Source organism: Spirosoma arcticum, assembly GCF_054779955.1.
This window is the reverse complement of record NZ_BAAGXG010000007.1, coordinates 132,665-147,725: the sequence shown is the minus strand read 5'-3', so window position 1 is coordinate 147,725 and position 15,061 is coordinate 132,665. Positions and strand designations below refer to the sequence as shown.

Here is a 15,061-nt window from a genome sequence, read left to right as displayed (position 1 = left end):
TCCCATGATACATCGTATAGTATTCTCTCTACTCGTAGCTACGTTCTCTCTAAGCTGCGTACGCAACGTTGATATTATTGCCGTACCAACCATCATTGACCCCAACAACCCAAACCAGTTGAGCCGGTATGTGGTGATGCCCGATGGTACACTCCGCATCGTTGGTGTACCGCCCGCGCCCAATGGGGGCAGCCAGGCACCCCAGATTCGGTCAATCTTTGTCACGCCCATTACGGCCAGCAACGGCGGGGTGGCGGCCGTATCCTTTCAAATTCCGACTAACACGAGTTCGACTGCACCAATCAGTGGCTACTACGTGCAGATTCAGGGGTCTGATTCGTATTTTAATGTGCCGGTTGCATCGGGGAGCAACCCCGCCGTGGCCTCCATCCCGATTCAACTACCAGCCAACACCGGGCAGGGGCGTTTTTGCGTCAATGTGTGGGCCTACGACGCCAGCGGCCGGGTAAGCAGCGTGGTGGAGCAGTGCGTGGAAGTGCTGCAATTGGGCACCGGTGATTTACAAACCAACCTGACCTGGGATACCGACGATACTGACGTGGACTTGTATGTGCAGGAGCCAAGTGGAAACGTCATCTACTACAGCAACGATCAGTCAGCGTCAGGTGGTGAATTAGACCGCGACGACACGGACGGATTCGGACCGGAAAATATCTACTGGACAAACCAGCTACCCGACGGTGAATATAAAGTCTGGGTGGAATACTACAGCGGTGGCCCGCGCACCAACTTCTTTGTGACCATCAATGCCGCCCGGACGGTACGGTCCTACACGGGTTTCCTAACGCGCGAGGATGAGCGCAAGGACATCGTTACGATTCGGAAGCAGGGGGATTCGTACACCTTCAGCAATTAACCACCGCAGCTTATGAAATCGGCTTTGTTAAGGTTGTTGTCGTTTGGCTTGCTGGTGCTGCTCATTGGCCAGTCATCCTGTCGGCGGATGATCGATGTACCGGTTCAGCCGTCTGTCTTAAATTTTCAACGTGGAACCGGAGCGCTGCCGCTTGATCCAGTTGAATATGCCAAAATTCCGTTGATACAGGAACCGTTGAACGGCGGCAGATTAGGTGCTTCGGATAACCTTTTTAATGGCTTCAGATCGCCTGAGAGTATAGGGATGCCTCCTGTTGGAGATCAGGGTCAATTAAACTCATGTGCTGGTTGGGCGGTAGGATATGCAACCAGGAGCTACTTGTACAGAAGAGCTACGAACGTAGTATTCACAAACGCTACAGGTCAGCGGGATGACAATCAGGTCTTCAGTCCGTCTTTCATCTGGAACTCGTTAAAGCCGTCAAACTCGAATGATGGAATTACGATCAGTTCAGCTATCGACTTTGTGCTAAGACAAGGAGTGTGCACGTTGACAGAGATGCCTCACGCTATTTACTCAGCTAATTACAATCACAGCCTCCCATCGCCAGCTCAAAAGCAGTCGGCTACAAACAATACAATCAAAGATTGGGGTCGAATAAATATAGACAAAGAAACCTTTAAGCGATTTCTGTCAAAGAATAATCCTGTAATCCTAAGAATATCTACCGACGACAATTTCCACGAGAACAACAAACTACTTAATATCCCTGATAAACTTGCACCGGATTATATATGGAAGTCATTTGGCAACCCTACTGGGCCAGGTGGACAACATGGTAGCCATGCCGTCGTATTGACCGACTATGATAATAGCAGGAAGGCGTTCCGGGTTCAGAATTCATGGAATACAATCTGGGGAGATAATGGAAAAATATGGATGCACGAGGACATGATTACTTCCCAGGTAGTGCATGAAGCCTATGTAATGGGTCCTGGAGACAAAGATGCAACGCCAGCTATCGTGCAGACGAATCCGTATGGAAGCGCACCAAATCAACAAGTTGTCTTGAAGGGTTCTGTAGAATCGGAGGGGGGAAAAGCGATAACCCGTTATGGTTTTATAGTCGGAGAAGATTCAACAGTCTTGTATCATGGTAGTGGTGGAATTTTCAGGGAGTTAAACCCAGCTCAGGTATCGTTCACTACAGTGCCTTATTCATTTTCTGTCAATCATACTCCCGTACAGAATCGAAATAATTTTTATCGGGCTTATGCCGCGACGTACGGGGATTATCATTATGGTAAAGTAATCCGAATTACGGGACAACCAGTGCCTACTGACATTCCCGATGAAGTCGAAGATTCCCCCACCGCCGTCAGCACCGCCGATCCGCACCTGACGACCTTCGACCGGGGGCGGTACTCGTTCATGGGCGTTGGTGAATTTGTGGCGGCTAAATCTACAGGTGATAATTTCCTGGTTCAGGTCCGGCAGTCGCCTTATCCAAACAGTACGCAGGTGTCGGTTAACACGGGTGTGGCGGTGCAAACCGGTTCCGACGTAGTGTGCGTTTATGCACCGAACCAGTTGTATGTCAACCGGCAGGCGGTGCCGCTCACTTTCACCGATTATGCCCTTGCCAACGGTGGGTCGCTGCGTTACCAGCGTAACCGGCTAACCATCAAAAATGCCAACGGCGACGTGGTGGAGGTTCAACTACTGGGAGCCGACCTTGATTACTTTATTACGCCCGCTAAAAACCGGAAGGGTAAACTAAGCGGCATTCTGGGTAATTATGACGGAAACCCCCAGAACGACATTGCCAAAGCCGATGGGCAGGTGCTGCGCAATGATTACTCGGCTTTGTATCCCGCGTTTGCCGATAGCTGGCGCATCAAGGATACGGAATCGTTGTTTTTCTACGATGCGGGCAAGAACACGAACTCGTACACGGACAAAGCTTTTCCGCGTTCGGAAGTGCAACTCACCGCAGCCCAGAGCGCAGATGCTGAACGGATTTGCCGACAGGCAGGCGTAACCGACCCGGCTGCCCTGCAAGGGTGTATTGTCGACGTGGCCTTGACGGGTAACCGGGGTTTTGCGGATCGCGCTAAAGAAAACGAAGTCGTTTCGGGAGCTAAAACAACCCTGTCCGTCTCTAATTTCGCTCAGTATCGCAGCGAGTTTGTGCTGGGGTCGGGGGGGACTATCAACGGCAATACGGCCGTGCTGCCCTCAAAAGGTACCATTCGCTGGAGCGACGCTTACCTGAACCGCGACGGGTACGAAACCGAGGTCGTGCTGGCCGTAAATGCCCCCAGCCCCTGCTTTCCCCTGTTCGACCTCGAAGTGGTAGACCTCCAGAACGCAGGCCTCCAAAACTTCCTGCGGCTGTCGACGAACAACGGCCGGACGCAGGTGGAATTGGTGAACTCGGGCGTACAGCCGCAATTTCATCCCGTCAATGTCTTCGATGGTAACCGGCATCGTATTAAAATCAACACCTACAAAGTAACCGCTGGTGTCAATACGATTCTGCAACTGGAAGTACGCATTGATAACTACGAACCGCTGCTGATTAGAAATGTGTACGCAACAGCATCCTTGGCAGGCTATCTGTACCCGACGTTGAAAAGCGAGACGTTGAATTGTACAACCGGACAAACGACAATCTACGGCTGGTCGTTCAGGTCGCGGTAGTTGTCCGAAGGTAAGCGCGATTTTCACCGCATCCCGGCCAGCATTTCGTCGCGGGTGGGGCGGTCGGTGGTCAGGTCGTAGGCGATGCCTTCGCGGTCTAAGTGGTCCATGAATGCAAGGTAGCTGTCTTTTTCAACTGAGAATACGTACCAGCTTTCGTACGGCTCGTTGAACAGTTCTACTTCCATAGTTAATGCCCGCTTTTGCAAATCGCGGTGCTGCGCGATGTCGAGAGCTGCCTGTTTTATGAGAAAATACCACATAGTCATTGTCTGTTGGCTATAAAACGAAAACCCCGTACAACGGTTTGCTGCACGGGGTTTTCTCTTTTCTTGTCATGGCCGGAGCCATAACAAAACACTACTTCACAGCCAGAATATAATCGGCCAGAACCAGACCCGCTTCGTTCAGGTACAGGTCTTTCTTCTTCTTGGGTGCGGCAGGCGTTCCTGCCTCCGGCGAGGGCGTACCGGTTTCATCGACCGGGGCCGACATCTGCGATACTTTGTTAGCCGCGGCCCGCTTACGTTCAGCATCCTCGCGTTCCTTCCGGCGTTTGGATTCCTGTAGCGATACCGTCGTATTCTCTTTCGCTTTCTTGAACTCAGCTAAGTCCTGCGCGAGCTTTTTCAACTCAGGGTCTGACTTCAGACGCTGATCGAAACGGTCACGCAACCGGCCCAGAATCTTATCGTCGATACCGCGCGACAGATCGTACCGGGTTGAGTTGATCTGATCCCAGGGCAACGCGCTTTTTTGCGAACTCTCACCGTACTCCTCAGCCGAAAAAGCCGATGGCAACTCAATGTCCGGCGTTACGCCTTTATGCTGCGTGCTGCTACCATTGATGCGGTAAAACTTCTGAATCGTCATTTTAACCTGCCCAACTTTTTCCGGCTCTTTGGGTAACCACTGGTTCAGGTCGATCAGCGTCTGTACGGTGCCTTTGCCGAAAGTCTGCCCACCGATGATAATACCACGCTTATAATCCTGGATGGCAGCCGCGAAAATCTCCGATGCTGATGCGCTGAAACGGTTCACCAACACGGCCATTGGACCGTCGTAAACCACGGAACCTCCGTCTTTATCGGCGTAGACCTCAGTTTCACCGGTCGACTCTTTCACCTGCACCACCGGCCCTTTCGGAATGAACAGCCCTGTTAGGTCGATAGCTTCCGTAAGCGAACCACCGCCGTTATCCCGCAAATCGATCACAACACCATCGACCTTCTCCGTTTTTAGTTCTTCAATGAACCGCTTCACGTCGCTCGTGGTGCTGCTGAAGCCCTCCTCGCGCTTACGTGCCCCCTCGAAGTCGCGGTAGAACATCGGTACGTTGATAACGCCAATCTTGAAGACTTTGCCGTTGTCGGTTACCTCAATAACTTCTTTTTTAGCCCGTTGCTCTTCCAGCTTGATCTTCTCACGGACCAGTCGAATCTCCTTTGGGGGAGCACCAGCCAGGGCATTCGGCGAAATAATCTGTAAGCGAACGACGGTTCCTTTAGGACCTTTTATCAGTTTGACAACCTCATCAACCTGCCAGTTCGAGGTGTTGACCATGGGACCGTTATCGCCCTGCGCTACGCCCGCAATCTTATCATTAGTCTTCAACAGGTTGCTTTTGAAAGCTGGACCACCGGGCAGTACGTTCGTGATTTTGATGTAATCGCCGTCTTCCTGTAGCAAAGCACCGATCCCTTCCAGCGACTGACTCATTTCCTGATTGAACCGATCTGCATTGCTGGGCGACAGGTAATTGGTGTGCGGGTCGAGCGCTTCGGCGAACGAGTTCATGTATATCTGAAACACATCGGCGCTCTTAATGCGGTTAACCCCCTTGTCGAGGTTGGTATACCGTTGATTCATCAAGGCCACAACGGCGCTGTCTTTGCGGTTGCCAAGCTTAAGTTCGAGGGCCTGGTTTTTCAGAATCTTGCGCCACAAATCATTTTGCTCCTCCGCCGTTTTGGGCCAGGTCGCTTTTTCCCGATCGGTATTAAAATTTTCATCGGCTGTGAATATGAACGGTTTTTTAAGCTCCTGTTTAATGAACTCAGACCGCTCCTGGTAGCGCTTGCGAAACACGTTATACAGGTCGTAAGCCGCCGTTAGATCACCGTTGATGAGCGCATCGTCGATCTGTTTGCGGTATTTTTCAAAAGACGCCACGTCCGACGCCAGCAGATACGTTTTATTTTGATCGACTTCCTTGAGGTAGTTATCCCACACCACCGACGAGAGAGAGTCGTCCAGCCGCACTTTGCGGTAGTGATACGTCGTCAGCAGCTTGGCCACCAGCGTTTCTACTTTCTCCTGCGAAATCGACGGTTTCAGATCGTCAATCGGTGCTGAGGAAGATGTTGAGCGCAATGCTCCATTGTCGGGAGCACCATTCAATGGCGAATCCGGCTGAAAACTCAGCATCAGCACGGGCACAAGGGTCACCAGATACTTCTTCATCTTAAGTTGCAATTGGCTATATGGAGCAACGAAATAGAGTCGCTAACGAACTGTTCGTTTCCCGACTGTTCACTTGCTATGCGTTCATTTTTAGGTACTGTTCCTTAACGGTTTTCTTTGATGGGTGCTCCACCAACGGGTTGCGGGCCTGTTTTAGCGGCTTCCGAACCAGCTGGTTTCACAATATCCAGCAATTCGACGTCGAACATCAGCGTTGAGCCGGGCTTGATTTCCTGACCGGCTCCCCGGTCGCCGTAGGCCAGTTCGGCGGGAATGTACAGCTTCCATTTGGAGCCAACGGGCATTAGTTGCAGCGCTTCCGTCCAACCCCGGATCACCTCGCCCACGCCAAACTCGGCGGGGCCGCGCTCAACCGAACTATCAAATACTTTGCCATCGAGCAGGCGACCGGTGTAATGTACTTTAACTCGATCCGTGGCAGTTGGTTTAGCCCCCGTGCCTTCTTTTTCAACCGAATACTGCAAACCGCTGGCTGTGGTCGTCACGCCCGCTTTCGCTTTGTTCTCGGTTAGGAAAGCGGTGCCCGTTTTTTTGTTCTCCGCCGAAACCTTCAGGCTCTCGGCGTTGCGAACGGCGTGTTGCTTTTGCTGGAAGTCGTTCATCACTTGTCCCGCCTGTTCCATCGACAATTGAGTCGGCTGGCCTTTGAGCGCATCATTCATGCCCCGCATCAACAGCGCGGTGTTAAGGTCGGTCATACCCTGTTGTTTGAGGCTCTGCGCCATGAACAGGCCGATGCTGTAGCTGATTGAATCCTGCGACGACATAGCTGCCCCAGCGGCCATTGGCCGGGCGGGTGCTTTGGTACTGGCAACGGGTTTCTTTACAGTGGGTTTTTTCGTCTGCGCGGTAGCAGAACCACCCATAAAAACGGCCGAGACAACACCGGCCAACATCCATTGGTTGAACTTCATGTGAACTAAAAACAGGGGTGTATAAGTAAGAACTGATTCTGTAGATAAAACGTGATTTAGTAGTAGAAAAGTTTGGCAACCGGTGCTTTTGGTAAAATCCTGCCCGCCTGATCCGCCCGTTTCAACACTAAAACTAACGGTATTTGGACCAATTCGATCCGTACATTACTTTAAAATTTGTTAATTTCGATGGATGACCTGATGAACGGTTTGAGACCCGGTCCGGTGGCATCAATGAATTGAAAACGAGGTTGGAAAAGCCGACCCATTGCGTCTCAATTCGGGGCTTTGTCTCGCTTTTCTTGAATTTTAACCCTACCTTTGCGGCTTAAAATCAATCGTTCAAATTCACCCTATACATATGGAATCCGTAAGACCCGACGAGATCTCGGCCATCCTGCGTCAGCAGTTAGCAGGTACGCAAACCGAGGCTGAACTCGAAGAAGTCGGTACGGTGCTGCAAATCGGGGACGGCGTAGCGCGTATCTACGGCCTCTCGAAAGTGCAGGCCGGCGAGTTGCTGTCGTTTGATAATGGGCTTCAGGCAATGGCGCTGAACCTCGAAGAAGATAACGTGGGGGCCGTGTTGCTCGGCGACTACTCGGAAGTTAAAGAAGGCGACACCGTTAAACGGACCGATCAGATTGCCTACGTCAGCGTGGGCGACGGTATTTTGGGCCGCGTGGTCAACACGCTGGGCCTGCCCATCGATGGCTTAGGTCCCATCCAGGGCGAACTTTTCTCGATGCCGCTGGAGCGCAAAGCTCCGGGCGTTATCTACCGCCAACCGGTGACCGAGCCGCTGCAAACAGGGATCAAATCCATCGACGCCATGATCCCCATCGGTCGGGGACAGCGCGAGTTGATTATCGGTGACCGCCAGACGGGTAAAACTGCCGTGGCCATCGATACGATCATCAACCAGAAGGAGTTTTTCGATAAAGGAAAGCCTGTATTCTGCATCTACGTTGCCTGCGGTCAGAAAGCGTCGACGGTGAAGCAGGTGGAGCAAACGCTGCGCAAAGCCGGAGCCATGGACTACACAGTGGTCGTGGCGGCTAACGCGTCGGACCCCTCGCCGATGCAGTTCTTCGCGCCGTTTACGGGTGCCGCCATTGGCGAGTACTTCCGCGATACGGGTCGTCCCGCGCTGGTCGTATATGACGATCTCTCGAAGCAGGCCGTTGCCTACCGCGAAGTGTCGCTGTTGCTGCGTCGGCCACCAGGCCGGGAAGCGTATCCGGGCGACGTTTTTTACCTGCACAGCCGTTTGCTGGAGCGGGCCGCCAAAATCAACCAGAACGACGACATCGCCAAAAACATGAACGACCTGCCCCCGAGCCTGAAAGACCGGGTGAAAGGCGGTGGTTCATTGACGGCGCTACCAATTATTGAAACTCAGGCGGGCGACGTATCGGCCTACATTCCAACGAACGTAATTTCGATTACGGACGGGCAGATTTTCTTAGAGTCGAACCTGTTCAACGCTGGTATCCGGCCCGCCATCAACGTGGGTATCTCGGTATCGCGCGTAGGGGGTAACGCGCAGATTAAGTCGATGAAAAAAGTGGCGGGTACGTTGAAACTCGACCAGGCTCAGTTCCGCGAGCTCGAAGCGTTTGCCAAATTTGGCTCCGACCTCGATGCATCCACTAAACTGACGATTGAACGGGGACGGCGGAATCAGGAAATCTTGAAGCAACCGCAGTATTCACCCGTCGCGGTGGAGCAGCAGGTCGCCATTATTTACGCGTCGGTGAATGGCTTGCTGGATAAAGTGCCCGTCAACAAAGTGAAAGCGTTCGAGACTAATTTAGCGATGGTGCTCACTGCGCAGCATCAGAACGTGCTGGACGATTTCCGGGCCGGTAAACTCACTGACGAGTCCGTTGCCACGCTCAAGAAAGTAGTCGCCGATCTGTCAGGACAATACGCATAATTAAGAAGTTTGTGGTTTGTGAGTTTGTAGTTGGCTGACGCACGTAACTGGACGCGTCAGCCAACTACAAACTCACAAACCACAAACTACAAACTAAGTCATGGCCTCTCTCAAAGAAGTACGCGCCCGCATTTTGTCGATCAACTCGACTCAGCAGATTACCAAAGCCATGAAAATGGTCGCGGCTGCGAAGTTGCGCCGGGCGCAGGATAACATCACGCAGCTCCGGCCCTATGCCCGGAAGCTGAGCCAGATGCTTGGCACCGTATCGGCCGGTGCCGAAAGTGCTTCGGAAAGTCCTTACAAACAAACGCGGGCTGTTAGCCGGGCGTTGATTATTGTCATCACCTCCGACCGGGGGCTATGCGGGGCGTTCAATACCAACGCTGTGAAAGCAGCTCTGTCGCTTATTGATGAGAAATACGCGGCTCAGGCCCGGTCGGGCAACGTCGAAATAATGGCCATTGGCAAAAAAGGAGCCGAAGCGTTTCAGCGCCGGGGCTTCACCGTCAACAAGGAACACATCGATGCGTTTGCGTCGCTGAGCTTCACCACGGTGAAAGCAGCCGCTGAGGAAGCGATGGCTGGCTTTGCCGCGGGCCGCTACGATGTCGTTGAGATCGTGTACAACGAATTCAAAAACGCAGCCATGCAAATCGTGCGGACGGAGCAGATGCTGCCCATCGTCTCGACAGAAACGGTTGGCCAGGTTGCTGCCATTAACTACGCGTTTGAGCCGTCGGAAGCCGAAATCATTACGGAATTAATTCCGAAAACATTGAAGATTCAGCTCTACAAAGCTGTATTGGATTCCAACGCATCGGAACACGGCGCACGAATGACGGCGATGGACAAGGCCACCGAAAATGCTGGTGAACTGCTGAAGGAACTACGCTTAATTTACAACCGGACGCGCCAGGCCGCTATCACAACCGAAATTCTCGAAATTGTGGGTGGTGCCGAAGCATTGGCCAATGCCTGATTAATGCTAAATCTTTATACCAAACAACAAAACACCGCCCCATTCAGTTGGGGCGGTGTTTTGTTGTTTGGTATCTATCCGTGCAAGGACTGCATCACTGCAACGTAAAGTTGATTGGCATCGTGTACTTAACCCGCACCTTTTGCCCGCGTCGGGTGCCCGGTTTCCAGCGGCCGTTCATTGCTTTAACTACGCGCAGGGCTTCCTGATTGATTGATGAGTCCAGCCCTTTGATGACTTCGTAATCGCACAAGGTACCATCGGTGCAGACGACGAAACTGAGAAATACTCTCCCTTGAACTCTGGCCCGTTGTGCGTCGGCGGGGTAACGCAGATTTTGCGCCAGAAATTGACCCAGGCCCTGCATTCCCCCTTTGAATTCGGGTTGTTCCATCTGAGTTGTGTAGCGCACGGTATCGTTCCCGGCTGTGCGGGCCTTGCCACCCTGGCAGACGCCTTTATCATACTGCTCTTCGTAGAAGTAAGACCCGTCGGCGTAGTGGCCGGTCCACGTGCCTTGCTTGAAACCGTTGGCATATAGCCCCTGCTCAATATACAATGTGTGCTGGGTTGTGTCGCTGTGTGACTTTCGCATTTCGGTGTAAATCGCCCGTCCGTTACCATCCCGAACGAGCGACTGACCCGTACTATCCCAGAATGCGATAACCTGGTCCGGGTTGTTGACCGACATCGGCTTTGGATCGTTGGCAGTCCACACTTGTTTGATTTGCCCGTTGGGATACCACGACGTACTGGCTTTGTTTCCGTCAACTAGTTCTGTCCGTTGGGCAACTGACCCATTCGCATGGTAGGTTTGGGATAAGCTTGTGCTTCGACCATTGTCATAATACGTCAGGCTAACGAGTGCCCCGGTGTCATCTACGCCGAAAACGTTGCCCCGCCAGAGCTTATCCTCATTGCGATAACCAATCAGATAAACAGGTTTATCACGAGGGCTACGTTCCTCGCTTTTGCTTCGGACTAATGGAAGACGGTAGTCCTCTTTCCAACTTGTCCCTTTTGCTTTATAAATGATTCTGTCACCATTAGGCAGCCCATTGGTGTCTATTGGCGAAACTTGCTTGTAACGGACCTGCTCACTCCCTTCCGCAACGAATTTTCTATCGGCATCGAAATAATCAATTTGCGTGCCGTCGACGTACGAGAAGGGCGGGTTTGGCCCGAACACAACGGGAACGTTCACCTGCTGCCGAACCGCTTTACCGTCCTTTTGCGCGGGTTGCCACGCGTTGAAGAGCCTGAACACCCGCACGGCTTCGCGGTCAAGTTCGGGAGACTTACCGGTTATTGCTTTCGCATCGGTTACGTGACCATCCGGTTCGACAATCCCGCTCACGACAGCCCGTCCGCCAATGCCTTTCGATTCAATCGCGACTGGTTTGCGAAGATTTACTTGCAGAAACGTGTTCAAATAAGCTATACCACCGCGTGGCTGAGCAATGCTGTCTACATCGAAAGACTGATAAACCGTTTCTTGGGCGAAAGCAGGAACGTGAAGAATGAGAACGAAGAACAGAGACTTAATTTTCATGGATAAACGTCGATGAAGAATAGATTCCTGAAGTCCAATAGAACGCTGATTTTTGTGATTGACATGATTCAGGCTGATTTGTTAAATCATAACCAGTCTTACCTATCATAAAAATCAGCGTTCTATTGCAAAGTAGAAAAGAGACTGGTTATTGTCAACCGGTATCAACAGCAACGGCCGAAACTTGCGCAAGTTTCGGCCGTTGCTAAACACATGCACTAAACGCGCAAACACGACCTTATTGCCGCAACACCTTCACCGTTCGGCTTTGGGTTGGCGTACTGATCTGCAATAGATACAATCCCGGCAAACTGCCCAGTCCAAGCGTTTGCCGCTCGACTGTACTGGCCTGCTCAACCGACTGGTCGCTCATGGCCCGGCCCTGCATGTCGCGTACGGTTAGGCGCAGGGGCTGGCCCCCGGCTCCGCGCACGTCGACTGTGACCTGCCCACCCTGAACGGGATTGCCCAGCACACGAACTTGCAATTGGGTCTCGACATCGACAGCACCAATGCGGGCACTAACGGGGCAAACGGCCCGGATGCTCCAGTCGAGGGTAACCACCCGACCACTCTGACGGGCTTGCAGGGTGACGGTCGGTGCATCGGCCGCAGTGCGGGTTTCGCGGTCAACGAACACATTCGGGTTAGTGGTCCAGTCGGTGATGCCCGGCACGGCCCGGTATTCGATTTGCGTGCCATCGCCCCCGGTCGTGTTGAACCTGAACGCACCAGTGGCGCAGTCGTAGGTTGGCGAAGTCAGAACGAGTGCAGGTGCATTAGGATTGATGGGGCAAACGGCACGGATGTTAAAGTCGAGGGTAACTATCCGACCACTCTGACGGGCTTGCAGAACAATGATGGGCGCATCGGCTGCGGTGCGGGTCTCGCGGTCAACGAATACGTTTGGGTTAGTGGTCCAGTCGGTGATTCCCGGCACGGCCCGGTACTCAATCGTCGTGCCATCTCCCCCGGTCGTGTTGAACCTGAACGCTCCCGTAGCGCAGTCGTAGGTCGGCGGGGTCAGGGCCAGATCTGTCACCGGTGTATTCACCTGATACACTGACACCGAGTTGCTCACTTCATTGGCCAGCAGCACTAATCCCTTTCCATTGGGACTGTCGGCGGGTGCAATGTAAATGATGCCTTCAGGACCTCGGTCGTCGGTGGCGGCTGTTGCGGTTGGTGCCGTTCGGTTCACGGTGTAGGTGACAAATTTAGGAGCCGTGGGTGTCGTTACATCATACACCATCACACCCCCAATGCGCTCTAAGGTGATGAAGGCGTACACTTTGCCGTTGATGGTCGCCGTCGTTACGCCCTCTGGTTCGGGTCCTTTGTCGTCGCTGCGGTTCTTGGGAGCGGGATTGGCATCGGTGTTGGTCGCGTTGAACAGCAAGGGCACCTGCGTCCGGGTGATGCGTTCGAGTTGATCGCCACTGTCCCAGACGAGGTTGCCAGCCGCGTCGAAGATGCTGAACGAGCGGGTACCGTGCGCGTGAATCTGGTCGAAATCGCCGTCACCGTCCGTGTCGCCGGTCTGGTTGGTTACGTTCAACCGACCCAGCAGCAGGTTATTTTTCAAGTCAGCCGCGTTCGGAAACGTGGCTGGGTCAAGCACGTAGGCAGCCGCACCCGCGCGGACGTCTTCGGTCAGGGCCGCGTACTCACGGGCGTCGCCCTCGTTGGCGGTCACCAAGTACGTCTGACCGCCCGAACTAAACGAGGCAATGGCGTCGGGCTGGTACATGCCGAATACGGGTAGCTTTTGCAGGGCCGGAATGCCCCCCTGATCGGTTGGGTCCAGCGGAGTTGCGTCGGTATTGTGATTTTTCAGGCCCAGTGGTTTGATAGACGACACGCTTTTGGCGGCTACGTTCAGCACGGCCAGCGCGTTGTTTTCTTGGAGCGTTACATACGCCGTTTGGCCATCGGCCGAGAAGGTGATATATTCCGGTTCCAAATCTTCGGCCACGCTGCTGCCGTTGACCACGCCCCCTTTACGACCATACAGCCGAACGCCCGCAGCCCGCAACGCGTCTTTCTGGCCATTGAAACTCGTGAAGCCAACCGTCGTGACGGCCGATTGAGTCAGGGTAGCAATGCCACTCGACAGATCGACGATGGTGACTGATCCCTCAGGGTCGGCGCTGTAGTCGTCGTTGGGTTCCCCTTCGTTGGCCGTCAGCACGTACCGGCCATCGGGCGAGAAGATAATCATGTCGGGCAGGGCACCAGCGGTTACTTCGCTCAGTTTGGTGCCGTTGGCATCGAAGAAAACGATCTTGCCGTCGAGCACTTTGTTGGCGTTTTCGATGGCTGCCGCCAGAAATCCGTCGCGCACAGCCACACTGTTAATGCTGCCGCCCAACGTTGACACATTGATGGACGAGATGGCGACGGGCGCAGCCGGATTCGTGAAATCGACAATGTCGATGCGATTGGCAATGGAATTCGCAATGAACAGCCGCTTGCTGACTTTGTCGTAGGCGACAATCTCCGATGAGCCAGCCGTTGGATTCCGGTAACTCGTCAGCAACTGGAGCGAAAGGCTCGCGTCACCGGTGGGTGCCACTTTGTCATTGTCCAGGATCAGAATCAACTGCGAGTTGACTGAGCCAATCTGAACGCCCGCTCCGTTCTGCAACCGTACGGTCAGGTACTCGTCGGCTTCGGGATCGGTGTCGTTGACGATTGGCAGTGAATACACAACCGACGTAGCTCCGGCGGGAATAGCAACCGTTACGGGCGAACCGGTCAGCGTAAAATCAGGTCCATTCTGCGCCGAGGCTGAGCCAACTGATAGCTGCACCGATCCACTCGTGCTGCCGGAACTGGTTACGGCAAGCGTCAGCGACAGGGTTCCGGCCGCTTCGCCAATGCTCTGATTAGCTGCGCTGAACGCTACCGTTGGCTGCGGACACGTTGAGCCAAAGGTGAAATTAGTTGTGCTGAACGGTACGTCGGGGGTGGTGCCATCGATGGATTGATCGCCACCGCTGTTGGCCTGCGTCTGCCAGTTCACGGCGTTGTTGAGCACCGAGGGATAGCAGACCCGGCTGATGCCGGTACGCGGCCCGTTGTAAGCGCCCACGGCAATGCCGCCGGTCAGCGACAGGGCCGTAGCCCCCACCGTCAGCCCCGTGCCCGTTAGCGTACCGAACTCCACCGGACCATTGGAGGATATGGCGGCTAAGAACGTAGTCGGCGTGTTTTCGTTGGAACCGACGTAGGCGAAGAAGGCGTCGCCCCCGGCGGCAATGCCCCGATTACCAGTGATGGTGACCGATCCACTGCTGGTGACGATGGGCGCGGCCGGGTCGGGATTGATGCTGGAGAACGCAACAACCGTTCCGGCCGGGGTGATGGCCCCGCCCGATGTCCAGGTGATGATACTCTCGCCCGTGTTGAAACCTGGATTCTGCCATTCATCGTCGCGGAAGAAAACGGTTGTGTTGGCTGGAATGGCGTCGAGCACCACAAAACTGAGGTTGTCGCTACCGTCGCCGTTGATGCCGGTAAACGCGATACTGCCCGGTGCCAGTTGGGCGAAGGAGAGCAGCGGAAAGAGAAAAAGCAGGAGTAGAAGGAGTTTTTTCATGAAAGCGGTTGGGGTTGAGATGAACGTAGAACCGGCGCAAATTTCAGA

At 53.7% G+C, this 15,061-nt stretch carries 9 protein-coding genes and 1 pseudogene; 5 read left to right on the top strand and 5 right to left on the bottom strand.

Annotated features, from left to right (window positions below; genetic code table 11):
* Nucleotides 1-4: 4 nt before the first annotated feature.
* From ACYVHB_RS17365 to ACYVHB_RS17355, 3 genes and pseudogenes are all read left to right on the top strand, one after another.
* The gene (locus ACYVHB_RS17365) at nt 5-877 is read left to right on the top strand and encodes a hypothetical protein (RefSeq protein ID WP_461053036.1); all 873 of its coding nucleotides are present in this window, start codon (nt 5-7) and stop codon (nt 875-877) included.
* Nucleotides 878-889: 12 nt separating this feature from the next.
* Nucleotides 890-1,786: pseudogene (locus tag ACYVHB_RS17360) on the top strand (C1 family peptidase); the annotation flags it as partial.
* Nucleotides 1,787-2,170: 384 nt separating this feature from the next.
* Nucleotides 2,171-3,541, top strand: a complete 1,371-nt coding sequence (locus ACYVHB_RS17355) for a VWD domain-containing protein (RefSeq protein ID WP_461053248.1) — start codon at nt 2,171-2,173, stop codon at nt 3,539-3,541.
* Nucleotides 3,542-3,564: 23 nt separating this feature from the next.
* Here the strand turns inward: ACYVHB_RS17355 and ACYVHB_RS17350 are convergent, their stop codons facing one another.
* The 3 genes from ACYVHB_RS17350 to ACYVHB_RS17340 form a co-directional block, all read right to left on the bottom strand.
* Nucleotides 3,565-3,804, bottom strand: a complete 240-nt coding sequence (locus ACYVHB_RS17350) for a hypothetical protein (RefSeq protein WP_461053035.1) — start codon at nt 3,802-3,804, stop codon at nt 3,565-3,567.
* 97 nt (nt 3,805-3,901) lie between these two features.
* Nucleotides 3,902-6,004, bottom strand: a complete 2,103-nt coding sequence (locus tag ACYVHB_RS17345) for a carboxy terminal-processing peptidase (protein WP_461053034.1) — start codon at nt 6,002-6,004, stop codon at nt 3,902-3,904.
* 104 nt (nt 6,005-6,108) lie between these two features.
* Complete coding sequence (locus ACYVHB_RS17340) at nt 6,109-6,939, bottom strand: FKBP-type peptidyl-prolyl cis-trans isomerase (RefSeq protein WP_461053033.1); 831 nt, start codon at nt 6,937-6,939, stop codon at nt 6,109-6,111.
* A gap of 361 nt (nt 6,940-7,300) precedes the next feature.
* On the opposite strand from ACYVHB_RS17340, the gene atpA reads away from it, so the two are divergent.
* Both atpA and atpG read left to right on the top strand, forming a co-directional pair.
* Nucleotides 7,301-8,878: a F0F1 ATP synthase subunit alpha gene (gene atpA, locus ACYVHB_RS17335; RefSeq protein WP_461053032.1), complete on the top strand. Its 1,578-nt coding sequence runs from the start codon at nt 7,301-7,303 to the stop codon at nt 8,876-8,878.
* A 100-nt stretch (nt 8,879-8,978) separates the two neighbouring features.
* Entirely contained in the window at nt 8,979-9,860 is an 882-nt protein-coding gene (atpG, locus tag ACYVHB_RS17330; RefSeq protein ID WP_461053031.1) for an ATP synthase F1 subunit gamma, read from the top strand.
* Between the two features lie 94 nt (nt 9,861-9,954).
* Here atpG and ACYVHB_RS17325 read toward each other — a convergent pair whose 3' ends face one another.
* Nucleotides 9,955-11,412, bottom strand: a complete 1,458-nt coding sequence (locus ACYVHB_RS17325) for a TonB family protein (RefSeq protein WP_461053030.1) — start codon at nt 11,410-11,412, stop codon at nt 9,955-9,957.
* A 238-nt stretch (nt 11,413-11,650) separates the two neighbouring features.
* On the bottom strand, nt 11,651-15,013 hold the full coding sequence (locus tag ACYVHB_RS17320; RefSeq protein ID WP_461053029.1) for a choice-of-anchor I family protein: 3,363 nt from the start codon (nt 15,011-15,013) through the stop codon (nt 11,651-11,653).
* Between the last annotated feature and the right edge of the window lie 48 nt (nt 15,014-15,061).

Bases quoted from the DNA above. Each gene is read 5' to 3' on its own strand.
- ACYVHB_RS17340 (WP_461053033.1), bottom strand. From the start codon at position 6,939: ATGAAGTTCAACCAATGGATGTTGGCCGGTGTTGTCTCGGCCGTTTTT.
- ACYVHB_RS17365 (WP_461053036.1), top strand. From the start codon at position 5: ATGATACATCGTATAGTATTCTCTCTACTCGTAGCTACGTTCTCTCTA.
- ACYVHB_RS17350 (WP_461053035.1), bottom strand. From the start codon at position 3,804: ATGTGGTATTTTCTCATAAAACAGGCAGCTCTCGACATCGCGCAGCAC.
- atpG (WP_461053031.1), top strand. From the start codon at position 8,979: ATGGCCTCTCTCAAAGAAGTACGCGCCCGCATTTTGTCGATCAACTCG.
- ACYVHB_RS17320 (WP_461053029.1), bottom strand. From the start codon at position 15,013: ATGAAAAAACTCCTTCTACTCCTGCTTTTTCTCTTTCCGCTGCTCTCC.
- atpA (WP_461053032.1), top strand. From the start codon at position 7,301: ATGGAATCCGTAAGACCCGACGAGATCTCGGCCATCCTGCGTCAGCAG.
- ACYVHB_RS17325 (WP_461053030.1), bottom strand. From the start codon at position 11,412: ATGAAAATTAAGTCTCTGTTCTTCGTTCTCATTCTTCACGTTCCTGCT.
- ACYVHB_RS17345 (WP_461053034.1), bottom strand. From the start codon at position 6,004: ATGAAGAAGTATCTGGTGACCCTTGTGCCCGTGCTGATGCTGAGTTTT.